Source organism: Streptomyces sp. CB02923, from assembly GCF_001905005.1.
Taxonomy (GTDB): domain Bacteria; phylum Actinomycetota; class Actinomycetes; order Streptomycetales; family Streptomycetaceae; genus Streptomyces.
In genome coordinates, this window is record NZ_LWKZ01000026.1 from 1 (window position 1) to 15,273 (window position 15,273).

A 15,273-nucleotide genomic window follows, 5' to 3' on the forward strand; every position below is an offset into this window, starting at 1 on the left:
TCCGAGAAACAGCGCCTAGGTGCGCTGTCCCGTCACCAACATGCCGGGACGGCACACCTAGGGCGTGTATCGGAAGTGGATCTTCAGATGGGATGATCTTGTTCTGTGGCACGTGGAGACCTGACCGATACGCAGTGGGCTCGCCTGGAGCCGCTGTTGCCGAGGGGCAAGAGACCGGGGCGTCCGCCGGTATGGACCAGGCGGCAGCTGATCGACGGCATACGGTTTCGCACCCGTACCGGCATCCCGTGGCGGGACGTGCCGGAGCGGTAAGGGCCCTGGGCCCGGGGGTACGACCTGTTCCGCCGCTGGCAGCGGGACGGCACCTGGCAACGGATCTTCACCGAACTGCAGGCCCGGGCCGACGCCGAGGAGCTCATCACCTGGGACCTCAGCATCGACTCCGCTGTCTGCCGGGCGCACCAGCACTCCGCTGGGGCGCGGAAAAGGGGGAGCTGCAGGCCGAGCCGCCGGGCGGCGTCGCTGTCGAGCCGGATGACCACGGTCTTGGACGATCGCGCGGCGGCCTGACCACCAAGCTGCACCTGGCGGTCGAGCAGGGCCAGAAGCCCATGTCCATCGTGATCACTGCCGGACAGCGTGGCGACTCCCCACAGTTCGAGCCCGTCCTGAAGAAGGTCCGCGTTGCCCGCCTGGGTTCCGGACGTCCGCGCACCCGGCTCGACCGGGTCCGTGCAGATAAGGCGTACACCTCCCGCAAGAACCGTGCCTACCTGCGCCGACGTGGTATCCGCTGCACCATCCCGGACAAGGCCGACCAGGCTCGTAACCGCAAGAAGCTCGGTTTCCGCGGCGGCCGGCCGCCCAAGTTCGACGCGGAGGACTACAAGGCCCGGCACGCGGTCGAGTGCAGCATGAATCGCCTCAAAAGGCACCGTGCCGTGGCCACGAGATACGACAAGCTTGCGGTCCGCTACGAGGCGACCGTCCTCATCGCGGCCATCAACGAGTGGCTGTGACCAGCGCACGTGATGCACGCTGACAAGGAGTCCGCAAGCATGGAACTGCGGTCACTCCCCAGCTGCGGCGAGGAGGATCTGCGCCAGTTCGCTTGGCTGAGAGAGCATCGGCCAGTGGCCAGTGTCCATCTCGATCAGCCGCCAGTACTCGCTGGTCAGCAGCTTGGCCACGTCGTCGCTCGGCTCGGGGTCACCGAGCGTGCACTTGATGTACGTCGCCGGGAGATCGCCGAGTGGCCGTTCCAGCGCGGCGGGTTCGGTCAGTGTGGCGCCCGGGTGCGGCGTCGAACCGGCCACGATCCGTGCGATCTGCTCATCGGTGAGACCGTGGCCCTGGTAGTGGGCTGCGGGCGCGACCGGCCAGAATCCTCCGTTCTCGGCGATCGATGCCCTCACCATCGCCCCGCCGTCCGGCCAGGCGGAGACGAACGGTTCGCCATCGGCCGGAACACTGGCGTCGACGAAGACCACGCGGGCCAGCCGGTTGCCGATCTGCCCGGCGGCCTGACCGACTGGGATGCCCGAGTAGCTGTGACCTACCAGGATGACGTCACGCAGACCCTGGCGCTCGACCTCGTCAACGATGTCCTGGACGTGGGTCTTCTGCCCCGCCGGCATGCCATGCTTCTCGGCGAGGCCGGACAGCGTCAGAGGGTGGACGCCGTGGCCAGCCGCACCCAGATACGGCACCACCTCGTCCCACGCCCACGATCCGAGCCGCGCACCTGCAACCAGCACGAAGTTCGCCATGGCCGCACCGTAGCGGAGCGACACGACAACCGCTCCGGAAATACTTTCGATACAGGCCCTAGGGATTACGGCGTGCGCCGGGAATGGCCGCTACTCCGCTCGCGACCATTGCGGTGGTCAGCCCGGCCAGTTGCAGCACGATGCCGCCGAAGCCGAGTGCATCGGCGCCCGGGTTCGTCAGAACGGCGAGGGGCTCGGGGTTGATGAACACACCGAGGATGAAGGCGCCGCTCAGCGGGATGCACAGGAGCGGTATGGCCCGGCCGGGGACCAGCGCGACGAGGACGGCGAGCGCGGCGAACATGGCCGGCCCGGGGCCGTCCCAGCGCAAGCCTTCGGGTGCGGCGTCGCCGATGGCGTCCGCCAGCAGTCCCGCGATGACGATCCATACCGCGGGGCGGCGCGGATTCTCCGCGCTGAGCGGCTTGACGAGGGGTGCGGTCCGTTGACGGAGGTTGTGCCGGATGGCGAGTGCACCGGCTACGGTCGAGGTACCGAGACCCAGCAGCATGACGGCGTTGCCCGCGACCATCAGGGTGGTGTCACTGGCGAGGTTGGCGGTCAGATTTCCTCCGGCCAGCCCGCCGCCCACGATCCACAGGGAGAGCACCACAGCCGCCACCGGCGACCAGGGTGACCGCCGGTCCAGCCATACGATCGCCGCAGCCGCAGCGATGTAGACGAGGCCGGGCGGAAACCCGGGGAACCGGGCCGGCTCGCCGATCCACTGCAGCACGAGGCCCGCACCCGCCAGCAACTGGCCACCGATCGCCCCGGCAGTGGCCGGCGAGAGCGAGCGTAAGGGCGGCGGGGGCTGGGCGACAGGGCGCGGAGCGCCGGTGCGGGGCTGTGGGAACGCGTGGGGTGAATTCTTCATGGCCACGAGCATCGGCCGGTACGGCGCTGCCCGCGTCCACCGGCGGAAGGCTGTCGGCGTACTCCCGCGGGGGCAGCCGACTTCCCGTCGGCCGACGGGAAGTGCGTGCTCCGGCCCTGCGTGCCGGGTCTTCTCCTTCGAGGTCCGGCCCGCCGGTGGTCCTCGTCCCGCTCGCGCCGCGGGCTCACGCCCGCCGTGTCCGGGTGCCGCTACGGCGCGGGAGGTGACGCGGGCGGCGCCGCGCAGCGCAGCCGCGCCGGATCGGTTCGGGTCAGGGCCGCCGGGACGTCCAGCTGCCAGCCGGTCTCGTACGCCTCGGCGAAGCGCTCGTCGCCGAGTGCGGCCCGGCTGCGGCTGCTCAGCGTGCGGACCTGCGGATCGGTGGGGTCGTGGGCGCCGCGCAGCCGGGCCGCCGCGCCGAGCAGGACTGCGGCTTCGCGGTGGTGTCCGTACAGCGCGGCGAGGCCCGCCACGGTCACCGCCACCGTCGCCACGATCGGCATGTCCCTGCTGTCGACTGCCGCCACGTACGCCCCGCCCAGCACCTCTTCGGCTCCCGGCCCGTCGCCGAGTCCGAGACAGAGCGTGCCCCGTACCACGCCGACCAGTGCCTGCCCCTGGTGGCCGTCGAACAGGACCTGCTCGGACAGTCCGGCCTCGACCGACTCGACCAGCTCGCGCGCCCGGACCAGATCGCCGGTCCGCAGCCACAGAGCGGCTTCCCGCGCGTCGAGCAGAATCGCCGTCTCGGGCAACGCCGAGCGCAGCGCGCGCTCGCGGGCCCTGGCGGTCATCTCGGCCGCCCGTGCGGTCTCGTCGAGCCGCACGTACAGATCGATCAGACGCAGGTCGACGAAGATCTCGTCTCTGAGGCTGAGCGAGCCGAACTCGCGGGCGAGCCGTTTGGCCTGGTTCAGGTCGGCCAGTGCGCCGTCGAGATCGCCGTCGTACTGCCGGACCAGCGCGTGCAGCGGCAGCGCCTTGGCCAGGCCCCAGCGGTCGCCCGCCCGGGTGAAGCACTCCAGCGCGGCGCGCACGTCGCTGCGGACCCCGGCGAACCGGCCGTCGTTCTCGGCGAACTGGGCCCGGAACATGCGGGCCATTCCGGCCAGCCACACGTCGGGCCCGTCGACCAGCTGCTGGAGGACCGTCGTCGGCACCTCGGCCTCCGCCAGGGTGGCCAGCCCGACCGCGGTCAGCGCGCCGCGGAGGCCCGGCAGCTCCGGACTGCTCAGCAGCCGGCCGGCGAGCGCCCGCAGTTCCTCGCGCCGCTCCTTGATCCAGTCGTTGGCCGACGCCCCCTGGGTGGCGACGGTGTTGAGCACCAGCAGCCCCTCGGCGACGTCGCGTTCCGGGCTCGGCCGTCCGGTCGGCAGCGCGACCACCTCACCGAGCCAGTAGGCCGCGTCGGGGTGCCGGCCGAGCATCTGCCAGTACCAGACCAGATTCAACGCGAGCGTGATCGCGCCGGTGGTGTCCTCGGTGGCGCAGAGGTGGCGCAGGACGGCGAGCACGTTGTCGTACTCGGTGTGCAGCGTGTGGAGTGCGTCGAGCTGCCCGGGGCCGCGCAGCAGTGGGTCGTGGTGGGCGACCAACTCGGCGAAGTAACGGGCGGCCAGGTCCCGCACGCTGCTCAGGGTGCCCTGCTCGGCCAGCCGCTCCAGGCCGTACTCGCGGATGGTCTCCAGCATCCGGTACCGGCCGGTGTCCGGCGCGAGCTGCAGCAACGAACGGTCGGCCAGTCCCGCGAGCAGTTCCGGGACGTCGGCGAGCGGCACCGCGGTACCGGCACAGACCGCGGCGGCCGAAGCCGGTGTGACGCCGCCGGGCAGGACCGCGACGCGCTCCGCGACCGCGCGGGTGTCCGGGCCGAGCAGGTCCCAGCTCCACGCGATGACCGCGCGCAGCGTGCGATGCCGGGGGAAGGCGGTCCGGCTGCCGGTGGTGAGCAGGCGGAACCGGTCGGACAATCCGGCGGCCAGGCCGCCCAGGGAGAGCGTGCGCAGGCGGGCCGCGGCCAGTTCGAGTGCGAGCGGTATGCCGTCCAGGCCACGGACGACGCGCAGCACCTCGCTTACGTTGTGCTCGTCGACGTCGAATCCGGGCCGTACAGCCGCCGCCCGCTCGGTGAACAGGCGCACCGACGCCGTACGGCGGGCCTGCTCGGCCTCTTCGTGCGGGGCGGGCAGCGCGAGCGGGCCGAGCGGGACCAGCGCTTCGCCGTCGACCGCCAGTGGCTCCCGGCTCGTGGCCAGCACCCGCAGCGCGGCACAGCGGGCCAGCAGCGCCGCGATCAGGTGTGCCACGGCGTCGATCAGGTGCTCGCAGTTGTCCACCAGGAGCAGGTTCTCCCGGCCGTCCAGTTGGTCAGCCAGCACGTCCAGCTCGCCGACCGGGTCGCCGCGCAGCTTGGCCGAGGCCTCGAACAGTGCCGAGCCGCGCAGCCCGATCGCGGCCAGCAGCGCCGCCCCGACCTTGGCGGGCTCGGTGACGGAGGCCAGGTCGATCATCCACACGCCGTCGCGGTACTCGTGCCTGTGGCGGCGGGCGGCCTCGACCGCCAGGCGTGTCTTGCCGGCGCCGCCGGGACCGAGCACCGTCACCAGGCGTCCGGAGGCGAGCAGCGTGCCGATCCGGGCGAGGTCGTCGTCGCGGCCGATGAAACTGGTAAGCGGCGCGGGCAGATTGCTCGGTCCTACCTGCGCGGTACCGGGGGCGGGCTGCTCGGCGCGCAGCAGACGCAGGTGGCGTTCGCTTAGGGCGGCGCCCGGGTCGGCGCCGAGGATGTCGGCCAGGCTCTCGCGGACCTGCTCGTACAGGGCGAGGGCATCGGCCTGGCGCCCTTGGGCGGCGAGTGCGTCCATGAGCAGCGCGGCGGCGCGCTCGTGGACGGGGTGTTCGGCGAGCAGTGCGGCCAGACGGGCGGCGGCCGTGTCGGCGCGCCCCAGCGCCAGTTCGGCGGCGGCGAGGTCGGCGACGGCCTCGGTCGAGGCGTGGGCCAGCCGGGTCGCGACGGCGGGCGTCACCGCGGCGACGGCCGTGGGCTCGGCGCCGGGGCTGCCGCCCCACAGCGCCATGGCCTCGCCGAGCACGGCCGCCGCGGTGTGCGGGTCGTCGGCGCGCAGGCGCTCACGGCCGTCCGCGGCGAGCTGCTCGAACCGCAGCGCGTCCACGTCGGCCACGTCCACGGCCAGCCGGTAGCCGCCCGCGAGCCGCGCGACATCGCCGGCCGAGCCGAGGGCCCGGCGCAGCCGCGAGACGAGGGCCTGCAAGGCGTGGGCCGGGTCGGCCGGCGGGTCCTCGGCCCAGATCGCGTCGATGAGGCCGCTTCCCTCGACGGCGTGCCCGGCGGCGAGGGCCAGCCGTACGACCAGAGCCTGTAATCGGGAGCCGGGCACGGGCAGGGCGGTGTCGCCACGAGACACCCGAAAGGCGCCGAGCAGTGTGACACGAAGCCGCGATCCCCCGTCCATCAGCTGATCCTCGCACGCGCACGGCCGGGTCCTCACATCAGAGCGGTGCCCGCGTGCCGTCGTGTCAACGCCGTGTGCGCGCCGTGTGAGCGGGCCGCGGCAAAGTTGGCGTGTCGCCGAGAACCGGCTTCTGAAAGGGAGATCTCATGCATGACGTCGTGATCGTGGGCGCCGGCCCGGTCGGTCTGTTCCTTGCCTGCGAACTCGGCCTCGCGGGCTGCTCCGTCCTCGTACTCGAACGGGAGCCGGAGCCCGGCTCCCCCTGGCGGGCGGACCCGCTCGGCATGCGGGGCCTGTCCGCCGGGTCGGTCGAGGCGTTCTACCGCCGCGGGATGCTGCACCCGCTGCTCACGGCGTCGGGCGTCCACGATGGTCCCGGCCCCGCCCCCGACGCGGACGAGCCGTCACCCCCTCGTGACGTGGGCCACTTCGCCGGCATGGTGCTCGATCCGGTCAAAGTCGACCTGGCCGCCCTGCCGTTCCGGCTCCCCGGCCCGGCGATGGACGGCGTACTGACGAACCTCGAAGCGGTCGAGACGGTGCTGTCCGAGCGGGCTGCCGAGCTGGGCGTGGAGATCAGGCGCGGCGTCACGGTCTCCGCCGTCGTACAGGACGACGAGAGCGTGGTCGCGCACGACGGCGAGCACGAATACCCGGCGCGCTGGCTCGTCGGCTGCGACGGCGGGCGCAGCGCGGTACGCGGGCTCGCGGGCTTCGCGTTCGTCGGCACCGAACCGCTCTTCACCGGCTACGTCATGCTCGCCACCGTCGCCGGCCCCGGCAAGCTGAGCCCCGGGATCAACCTGACGCCGACGGGCATGTACATCCGGATGCCCGCCGAGGGGCACATCGGCATGATGGACTTCGACGGCGGTGCGTTCGACCGCTCGCAGCAGCCGACGTCCGGCCATCTCCAGGCGGTGCTGCGCCGCGTGTCCGGCACCGAAGTGACGTTACGTCACGTCCATCGCGTCTCGACCTTCACCGACCGGACGATGCAGGCGACGGCCTACCGGCGCGGACGCGTCCTGCTCGCGGGCGACGCCGCGCACATCCACTCCCCCCTCGGCGGACAGGGCCTCAACCTCGGCATCGGCGACGCCATGAACCTGGGGTGGAAGCTCGCGGCGACCGTGCACGGGGACGCGCCGGACGGGCTTCTCGACACCTACACCCGCGAGCGGCATCCGATCGGCGCACGGGTGCTCGACTGGACGCGCGCCCAGGCCGCGGTGATGACGCCGGGCCCACATGGCCAGGCGCTCCAAGGAGTGCTGCGCGACCTGCTCGGGACACGTGACGGAACGACCCACGTGTTCGAGAAGGTGTCGGGCACGTCGATCCGCTACGACCTCGGCAGCGAGCAGCCGCTGATCGGCCGCAACGCCCCGGACCTCCGTCTCGAAGACGGCACCCGCCTCGGCGAGCTGTTGCAGGACGGGCGCGGCGTCGCGCTCGATTTCAGCACCGATCGCGGCCTGCGCGAGGCGGCGACGGGCCGGCGGAGCCGCCTGCGTTACGCGGCCGGGCCGGCGAAGAACGACCTCGGACTGGGCGCCGTGCTCGTACGGCCGGACGGCATCGTCGTCTGGGCAGGCGACCGCGACGTCGACCGGCAGGCGTTCGAGCGGGCCGCCGACCAGTGGTTCGGCACCGCGGGAGTCTGAGCCGCCGCTCGGTTTCCTGGTGGGTCTTTCCTGGTCCTCGTTCCTCGCTCCCCGGCAAAACCGCTCTGTTCCCTGGTGGGCCTTCTCATTCCCCCACCCGTAACTCTTTCCCGACCAACGTTTCCTCCCCGACCAACGTTCCTTACCCGACCCACACTTCAAGGAGCACACATGACGATCACTCTCCGCCCGGGAACCACTGCGATGTTCACCGGCGATTCGATCACCGACAGCCAGCGGTTGCGGAGCGAGGACGGCCTCGGATTCGGCTACCCGCTGCACATTGCGGGCGAGTGGGGCTTCCGGCACCCGGACCGGCCCGTGACCTGGCTCAACACCGGGATCGGTGGTCACAAGGTGATGGACCTCGAAGCCCGGTGGCAGGCGGACGTGCTCGACGCGCGCCCGGACGTGGTGTCGGTCCTCGTCGGAATCAACGACATGGGCTGGCACACGCTGGACCCTGCGGGGTACGTGATTCCCGTGGAGGAGTTCCGAGCGGGTTACGACCGTCTGCTCGCGCCCCTCGCCGAGACGGGCACGGAGCTGATCCTCATCGAACCGTTCATCCTGCCGATCCGCGGCGTCGTCGAGGCCGGGGTCGGCACCGTGCTCATCGGAGAGAAGGAGCGCAAGGAATGGCGCGCCGACCTGGACCCGAAGATCCAGGCCGTGCGGGAACTCGCCGACCGGTACGGTGCCCATCTGCTCCCCGCCGACGACATGTTCGCCGAACTCTCGGCGTCGGCCGGACCGGAACACTGGTCCGAGGACGGCGTACACCCGACCCCGGCCGGTCACGCCGCGCTCGCGGCGGCCTGGTTGCGCCTGGTCGCGTGATCGGATCCTGCGGTGGCCCACGGCACCGGTGAGCGATGAACGGTGGCCGGTGACGGTGGCCGAGAGGAGCTTCGCCGGTCGGCACGCCGCTCCGCTGCGGGCGTAGGAGATCTCGTCTTGGCGGAGCAGGGTGGCGCGGGTGGGCGTGGGGTATGCCATGGGCACGGTATGCGCGTTGAGCCGTCGGGGCCGCGCGCTCCTGGGGTCCGAGGCGTCAAGTCCAGCCCTGCGCACGGAAGGCCCCGATCCTTTGATCCGACCTGCCCAGTATCACCTGCTCCTGCTCCCGGACGGCTCCTGGGACGCGGTGGAATGCCTTGCCGCCATGATCCGCCGTCGCGCCACGGTGCCCACCGTGATCGTCGATGTGTCGGCGGTCCACCGGTTGACCATCGACGCCCTGGCGATCCTGGTCCGCAAGGCGATGCGGCTGCATTCGGTCGGCGGGGAGATGCTCCTGGCCGGCCCGCACCCTGCCGTGCGCAAGCTCATCCTGCGCACCGCGACCGGCTCTCTTCTTCCCGCCTACGCGGGCAGTGCCGCTGCGGTCCGTGCACTGGCCCAGGACGGCCGCACCTGGCACCGGACGAATCTGGCTTCCGTACGGGGCGCGCTCTTCACCGACTCGTCGGTGGTGCACGGCTGCTGAGGACGCTCGGTGCCGGTCGTGTGAAGGGTGTCGTGGTACGCGTTGCCCACTACGGGACGCGGTCGTTGACCTGCCGTGAAGGTCTTCCCCGAACGATCCGACCGAACCGACCGAACCGGCAGACGCAGTACGGGCCGTGCCAGGGCGGATCCGGCGCCCCTGCCCTGTGGCGGCTCCCGGTCCGGGACCGGGAGCCGCCGCACTGATTGGTGAAGGGGATGAGGCAGGACGTCAGGTGCGCGTGGCGCGGCTGCGCGCGGTGCGGCTGCGCCGGATGAGCACCGCCCCGCCGAGCAGGAGCGCGGCGCTCGTGGCAGCCGCGGCACCTGCGTGATCGCTTCCCGTCTGCGCGAGCGTCGGCACCGTGGGCGGCTGGGCGGCCCGCGCGACCTCGCGTCCCGCCCCACCGGCCGCGGTCACAGCGGACGACGCGGTCCGGTGGTACGTAGCGGGCAGCGGCCGGGAGTCCACCGCGCCTCCGACCTCGGCCGGGGGCCGGTGACCCGGCAGCCGGGGATCGGTGGGCGGCTGGTGGCCGCTGCCCGGGCCGTGAGCAGTACCGGGGGCTTCGTGGGCGGGAGGCTGGTGGCCCGGGGGCTGGTGACCGGGAGGCTGGTGGTGGCCCGGCGGCTTGTGGCCTGGGGGCTTGTGCCCCGGAGGCCGGTGGCCGGGGGGCTGGTGATCACCGGGCGGCTTGTGGCCGGAGGGCTCGTGCCCCGGGGGCTGGTGACCAGGCGGCTTGTGGCCTGGAGGCTGGTGACCGGGAGGCTGGTGACCGGGAGGCTTGTGGCCGGAGGGCCGCTGGCCGGACGGGGGGTGCTGCCCGCCCGGGTGGTGCTGCCCGCCCGGATTGACGCATTGGTTGCCGAAGGCGGGGTTGAGCAGGCCGATGACGTCGACGGTGTTGCCGCAGACGTTCACCGGCACGTGCGCGGGGACCTGGAGCAGGTTGCCCGCGAGCACGCCCGGGGACCCGGCGGAGGTACCGCGCGCACCGGCGTCGGCGTGAGCGCCTGCCGCACCGCCGGCCAGCATTCCGGTCGCCGTCGCGGCGATCAGTACGCTTCTCTTCACGATGTGTTGCACGTGTGGTCCTTCATCTTTCCGAAGATGACGAACCGGGCACCCGGCATCGGCCGGATACCCGCATCCCGAAGGGGATACCGCTCAGCACCCCGAGCCGGGTGGCGTCGCCCGAACGGCGAACACCCGCTCGATCAGCCCCGTTGGTCAGCCGCAGCGGAGACCGTCAGCGGTGCTGAGCGCGTCGTATCGGACCAAACGAGTGACCCGCCCGAAGGAAACGCTCGACTTTCCCCGCGCCCCCGTGGCCAAACGGTTCACCCGTCACCCGAACACCACACGGGATTCCCTGCCGATGTGGCGCCCCGTACGGTCACGACCACTGCGGTTCGGCCACGATCTCCAGGACCGCGCAGCCGAAGGTGAACCCCTGTCCGAGACCGGACAGCACGAGCTTGTCGCCCGGGCCGACGGCCTTGGTCTCCAGCAGGTGGGCGAGTCCGGCTATCTGGTCGCCGGCGCCCAGGTGGCCGACTTCACGCCCGTACTCCCACGTCGTCTGCGCGAGGGCGAAGCCGAAATCCCGCTCGACCGCGTCCCAGTCGACCACCGACCGCCCGACGACCGGATACACGAACCGGGCGACGTCCTGGAGCCGGACGCCCGCCTCCCCCACCACCGCCTCCTCCACCGCCCGTTGCCCGGCCACGATGGCGGAGGCCAGCCCCTGCACGTCCGCGATCGACCTGCCCGGGGCTGCGGCGGCAAAGCCGGGAACGTAACACGCGTCGTGGAGAGTTGGCAGCCCGATTGCTGCCGGGGCGGGCCGTATGCCCCGGCAGCAATCGGAACTTCCAGCCGATCGGGCCGCTCCGGCCGATCCGGCCGATCAGACCGCTCAGACCGCTCAGACCGCTCAGACCGCTCAGACCGCTCAGACCGCTCAGACCGCTCAGACCGCTCAGACCGCTCAGACCGCTCAGACCGATCGAGCCGCTCAGGAGGCGGGGACGAGGGTCCGTTCGCGAGCGAGGGACGACGTGGTCGTGTCGCTGTTCAGGGTGAGGTGGCCGTCGGGCCACAGGACGACCACGTCGTCGTTGCGGGTGTCGCCGCCGAACGCGCCGACCGCGGCGAGGCTGACGGTGTTCCAGGACGACTTCGCGGGAAGCAGCCGGTGTTCGGCGGTCAAGCCCTTGGGGCCGACGCCGTTGTAGTTGGTGACTTCGCCGTCGGACCAGCGCACGAACAGACCCTGGTCGCCGGTGGCCGGGTCGAGGTCCGTGGCGGCCAGGTCCCGGGCGTGGGGCCAGGTGGTGTTGGGGGCGGCCAGGCGGCTTTCGGTGTGGAAGCCGTTGGCGTCGACGTCGGTGAAGAGGGTGACCAGGCCGTTGTCCCACCGGACCACGACGTCGTCGCGGCGGGTGGTGCCGCCTCCGAAGCGGCCCGCTGCCATCCCGGCGGCCTTGGTCCAGGTGGAGTTGGGCGCCTTGAGCTGGACGGCGTTCTTGAGCTTGTTGGTCTCGTTGACGTCCTTGTAGAGGGTGACCTTGCCGTTGGTCCAGCGCACCAGGAGGTCACTGGTGCCGTCGCCGGTGAAGTCGCCGGCGGTCATGACCGCCGCCTTGGTCCACTCCGGGTCCTTGGCCAGCTGGACGTCCTTGGCGAAACCGTAGGCGCCGTTGCCAGGGTAGAGGGAGACCTCGCCGTCCGACCAGCGCACGATCAGGTCGCTGGTGCCCTTGCGTACCGACGCGCTGTGGAAACTGCCGGTGGTCATGGCGCGGGCGTGCTTCCAGGTGCCGGCGCCGCCCATGGTGGACTTGCCGTCCAGCGGGAGGTCGGCGGCGGCCTGGCGGTAGAGCCAGACGGCGTCGTCGTCGAACTGGGAGGTGTAGGAGGTGTGGTCGTACAGGCCGCCGGTCTTGTAGCCGCCGATGACGCCTACGAGATTGCCGCGCCGGCCGTCGAAGTCCTCAAGGAACGGACCGCCGCTGACGCCCGACCGGTAGCCGTCACACTGGATTTCCATGAAGCGGCCCGCGTAGGCGCGGGTGTCGTTGGTGCACTGCAGCGGCGTCTTCTGACCGCCGGGGTAGCCGATGGCCGTCACACTCCCGCGGGCCAGGCGGGTGGAGTCGACGGGTGTGAGGGTGTTGCCCGGCCCGGCAGCGTCCTCCAGCAGCTGCCCCTGGGCATTGGCACCCACGCGCAGGAAAGCGAAGTCCACGTCGTCGTCGGCCGGGGCCTGCTGGTAACGGTGGTCGATCCAGACCTTGCCGTCCAGCAGGGGGAAGATGCCGTACGGCGCTTCGCCGGCCTGGCCCGCCTTCGTGGCCCCGGCGCGGTAACCGGGCACGAAGGCCGCGGAGCGCAGCGAGGTGTTGCCCTTGAGGCAGTGCGCCGCGGTGACCACCATGCTCTTGGACTCGGAGGCGACGATGCTGGCGGTGCAGAACTGGTTGGAGGTGGCGGCCCCGTCGCTGCCGCGCAGCAGGAACACCCCTACCGTGGCGATGCCCTCGGCCACCTGATGGGTCGGCTCCGCCGACCGCTTGCGCCGCACGCCGGGAGCCTGCGTGCCGCCCTCGCTCTTCGCCCCCTCCTCGGCCGTCTCCACCGGCACCGCGCTGCGGATACGTTCCGGCGTCCAGTAGCGCGCCACCTCCCGTGCCTTGCGCACCTGCTCAGGAGTCACCTCGCCCGGCGGGGTCGCGGTCGGCGCCGCCGTGGAAACGGCGGCAGAGCGGTACGGGGGTGGCGGGGTGGCGCCGGAGGCAGCCGCAGCGGAGACCGCGGGAACGGCGAGGGTGATCGACGCCACGCCCAAGGTGGTGGCGCGCGTCCAGAATATGCGTCTCATGAAGTGCTCTTTGCGAAGAAGCGGACTCGGCCGGCATTCCGGCTGAGGGAGTGCGAATGCGGTTTCAGGACACCCGCGGCCCGGTCACGGGCCGGGTGACGGGCCCGGTGACGGTCAGCGGGACGTCCAGGACGTCCCCGGACGGGGTGGTCAGGCGCAGGATGTACGAGCCCGGGTGCGGGCCGGTCCGCAGCGGCGGCAGAGTGAGCCGGCCTTCGGCGTCCGCGGGGGCCAGGAGGAGGGAGCGCACCGGCCGGCCGTGACCGTCCTGGAAGGACGGCCCGTCCGGACCGGGCTCCGGCTTCCCGTCCAGGTCGGACTCCGGCTTCCCGTCCTCGCCGGATACCCCGCCCGATACCTCACCCGGTACCTCGCCGGGCACCGGCTTCCCGTCCTCCCCGGCGGTGAGCACGGACGCGGCGATCCGCAGGCCGGCGGCGGCGTGGCCGTGCCGGGTGATCCGTAGGAACGGGAGCTCGGACAGGAGGCTGTCCGGGTCGGCCCGCAGCGGCACGGGCGGGTGCTTCCGGTCCTGGTCCCACAGTTCCAGCAGGTAGGAAGCGGGCCGGACGGTGACGGTGAAGTCGGCAGCCGGGCTGCGGTCGCCGGACACCGTCGTGCCGGACGCCGTAGCGGTGAGGGTGAAGCGGCCGGGGCGGTCGCCGGCCCGCAGTGCGGGCGCGGTGGCGATGCCGTCGCGGTCCGCCGTCACCGTCGCGGTGGTGGCCCCCTCCGGGAAACGCACCTCGGCGCCACGGAACGTGACCTCGGCGCCGGGCACGGGGTGGCCATGGGCGTCGACGGCCCGGACCTGCGGCTGCCGGCCGACGGCCGCTCCCGCTTCGGCCTCCAGGCGCGGGTCGCCGAGGCGTTCCAGCCGTACGACGGTGTGATGATCCGCAACCGGGACCGGATCGGGGGCCGGACCAGGCCCGGGGCCGGGGCCAGGGGCGGGCTTGTTGGACGGGCGGGACGGCGTGGTGCCACCTGTGGCGCCGCCGGATGTGTCAGAGACATCGGCCATCCGGGACGGCGTCGTCCGATCCCTGTCCGGCCGCGCCAACTGGCCGGGCCGGGCGGGACGGTGCGCCGGGGGGCGCGGAGTGGGCCCGGCGGCCGGGTCGGGGTGGTGGGGCGTGGCGGGGGCGTCGTCCGGAACTTCGGTGATCCTGGTGCCGCGGTAGGTGTCCATCCACTTCCGTACGGCGTTCACGTACGCGCGGGAGTTGTTGTAGCTGAGGATGGCCTTGTCGAGGTCGGCGGAGCGGCTCAGATCGCGTTCCCCCGCGCACAGGTAACGGGCGGTGCCCAGGGCCGCGTCGAAGATGTTGTTGGGGTCCTTGACGCCGTCACCGTTGCCGTCGGCACCCCAGCTCCCCCACGTCGAGGGGATGAACTGCATCGGACCGACCGCACGGTCGAAAGCGGCGTCGCCGTCCCACCGGCCCCCGTCGGTGTCCCGGATCAGGGCGAACTGCACGCCGTCCAGACGCGGTCCGCGGATCGGCCGCGCCGTCGTACCGTCGGTGTGCAGCCCGTAGCCGGAGGCGTGTACGGACTCCACCCGCCCGATCCCCGCGACCAGCTGCCACGGCAGATGGCACAACGGCTGGCTGCCGCGCAGCGTCTGCTCGGCCCTGCGGTAGGCGGCCAGGGCGGTGGCGGGGATACCCACGGAGCCGGCCGTCTCGGCACCGTCACCGGCCGGGGCCTTCGGATCGTTGCCCTCCCTCAGGAGGTTGGGCAGGTCCAGCGCGGGGACGCCGCGGTGCCGGGACTGCGGGCTGTCGGTACCGGCGTCGGCCTGGCGGGCGTCGGCGCGCGACGGGCCGGCGACCTGCAGGGGGCTGAGCGATGCGGCAGCGCTCAGGCTGGCGGCCAGCGCGCAGGCGCACAGGCTCTGGCGCACCCGGCGCGCGACCAGTGCGGGCAGGGTGGGGAACGGGTTCACGGGCGGACGGGTCCTTGGCGTACGGAGAAGTGAGAATGGCGCGGCGTCAGGGACGCCGGCTCGTGGAGGCGTACCGGCGCAGAAGAGGCACGAGGAGGGCCGGTACGAAGCTCAGGGCTCGGAGAGCGGACGATACGGCCGCGGCCCTGGCGGAAGTCTCGACGGAAAGCCCAGCGGACGGCCTGTAGAAAGTCTTGAGG

General features: G+C 72.2%; 10 protein-coding genes and 1 pseudogene. 4 read left to right on the top strand and 7 right to left on the bottom strand.

Annotated features, from left to right (window positions below; all coding sequences use genetic code 11):
• The first annotated feature begins 105 nt into the window (after window positions 1-105).
• Window positions 106-980, top strand: a pseudogene (locus A6A06_RS31850) (IS5 family transposase).
• Window positions 981-1,031: 51 nt separating this feature from the next.
• Here A6A06_RS31850 and A6A06_RS31855 read toward each other — a convergent pair.
• The 3 genes from A6A06_RS31855 to A6A06_RS31865 all read right to left on the bottom strand — a co-directional run bounded on the left by A6A06_RS31855 (window position 1,032) and on the right by A6A06_RS31865 (window position 6,080).
• Window positions 1,032-1,730, bottom strand: coding sequence for an alpha/beta fold hydrolase (locus tag A6A06_RS31855; protein WP_073767098.1), 699 nt, complete (start codon window positions 1,728-1,730; stop codon window positions 1,032-1,034).
• A gap of 58 nt (window positions 1,731-1,788) precedes the next feature.
• Window positions 1,789-2,607 carry a hypothetical protein gene (locus A6A06_RS42295; protein WP_199931313.1) on the bottom strand — a complete coding sequence of 273 codons (819 nt, stop codon included), beginning with the start codon at window positions 2,605-2,607 and terminating at the stop codon, window positions 1,789-1,791.
• Between the two features lie 209 nt (window positions 2,608-2,816).
• A complete protein-coding gene (locus A6A06_RS31865; protein ID WP_073766103.1) occupies window positions 2,817-6,080 on the bottom strand; it encodes a BTAD domain-containing putative transcriptional regulator in 3,264 nt (1,087 codons plus the stop codon).
• Window positions 6,081-6,226: 146 nt separating this feature from the next.
• Between A6A06_RS31865 and A6A06_RS31870 the strand changes: the two genes are divergently transcribed.
• The 3 genes from A6A06_RS31870 (at window position 6,227) to A6A06_RS31880 (ending at window position 9,236) form a co-directional block, all read left to right on the top strand.
• Window positions 6,227-7,747 carry an FAD-dependent oxidoreductase gene (locus A6A06_RS31870; protein WP_073766105.1) on the top strand — a complete coding sequence of 507 codons (1,521 nt, stop codon included), beginning with the start codon at window positions 6,227-6,229 and terminating at the stop codon, window positions 7,745-7,747.
• A 171-nt stretch (window positions 7,748-7,918) separates the two neighbouring features.
• Window positions 7,919-8,587, top strand: a complete 669-nt coding sequence (locus A6A06_RS31875; protein ID WP_073766107.1) for an SGNH/GDSL hydrolase family protein — start codon at window positions 7,919-7,921, stop codon at window positions 8,585-8,587.
• Between the two features lie 250 nt (window positions 8,588-8,837).
• Window positions 8,838-9,236: an STAS domain-containing protein gene (locus A6A06_RS31880; RefSeq protein WP_242441059.1), complete on the top strand. Its 399-nt coding sequence runs from the start codon at window positions 8,838-8,840 to the stop codon at window positions 9,234-9,236.
• 231 nt (window positions 9,237-9,467) lie between these two features.
• Here A6A06_RS31880 and A6A06_RS31885 read toward each other — a convergent pair whose 3' ends face one another.
• The 4 genes from A6A06_RS31885 to A6A06_RS31905 form a co-directional block, all read right to left on the bottom strand.
• On the bottom strand, window positions 9,468-10,322 hold the full coding sequence (locus A6A06_RS31885; RefSeq protein ID WP_073766109.1) for a chaplin: 855 nt from the start codon (window positions 10,320-10,322) through the stop codon (window positions 9,468-9,470).
• A 310-nt stretch (window positions 10,323-10,632) separates the two neighbouring features.
• Window positions 10,633-10,992, bottom strand: a complete 360-nt coding sequence (locus tag A6A06_RS31890; RefSeq protein ID WP_073766111.1) for a 3-oxoacyl-[acyl-carrier-protein] synthase III C-terminal domain-containing protein — start codon at window positions 10,990-10,992, stop codon at window positions 10,633-10,635.
• Window positions 10,993-11,256: 264 nt separating this feature from the next.
• Entirely contained in the window at window positions 11,257-13,122 is a 1,866-nt protein-coding gene (locus A6A06_RS31900) for a trypsin-like peptidase domain-containing protein (protein ID WP_199931315.1), read from the bottom strand.
• Window positions 13,123-13,186: 64 nt separating this feature from the next.
• Complete coding sequence (locus A6A06_RS31905) at window positions 13,187-15,073, bottom strand: lytic transglycosylase domain-containing protein (RefSeq protein WP_079194490.1); 1,887 nt, start codon at window positions 15,071-15,073, stop codon at window positions 13,187-13,189.
• Window positions 15,074-15,273 lie beyond the last annotated feature (200 nt).

Bases quoted from the DNA above. Each gene is read 5' to 3' on its own strand.
- A6A06_RS31855 (WP_073767098.1), bottom strand. From the start codon at position 1,730: ATGGCGAACTTCGTGCTGGTTGCAGGTGCGCGGCTCGGATCGTGGGCG.
- A6A06_RS42295 (WP_199931313.1), bottom strand. From the start codon at position 2,607: ATGAAGAATTCACCCCACGCGTTCCCACAGCCCCGCACCGGCGCTCCG.
- A6A06_RS31865 (WP_073766103.1), bottom strand. From the start codon at position 6,080: ATGGACGGGGGATCGCGGCTTCGTGTCACACTGCTCGGCGCCTTTCGG.
- A6A06_RS31870 (WP_073766105.1), top strand. From the start codon at position 6,227: ATGCATGACGTCGTGATCGTGGGCGCCGGCCCGGTCGGTCTGTTCCTT.
- A6A06_RS31875 (WP_073766107.1), top strand. From the start codon at position 7,919: ATGACGATCACTCTCCGCCCGGGAACCACTGCGATGTTCACCGGCGAT.
- A6A06_RS31900 (WP_199931315.1), bottom strand. From the start codon at position 13,122: ATGAGACGCATATTCTGGACGCGCGCCACCACCTTGGGCGTGGCGTCG.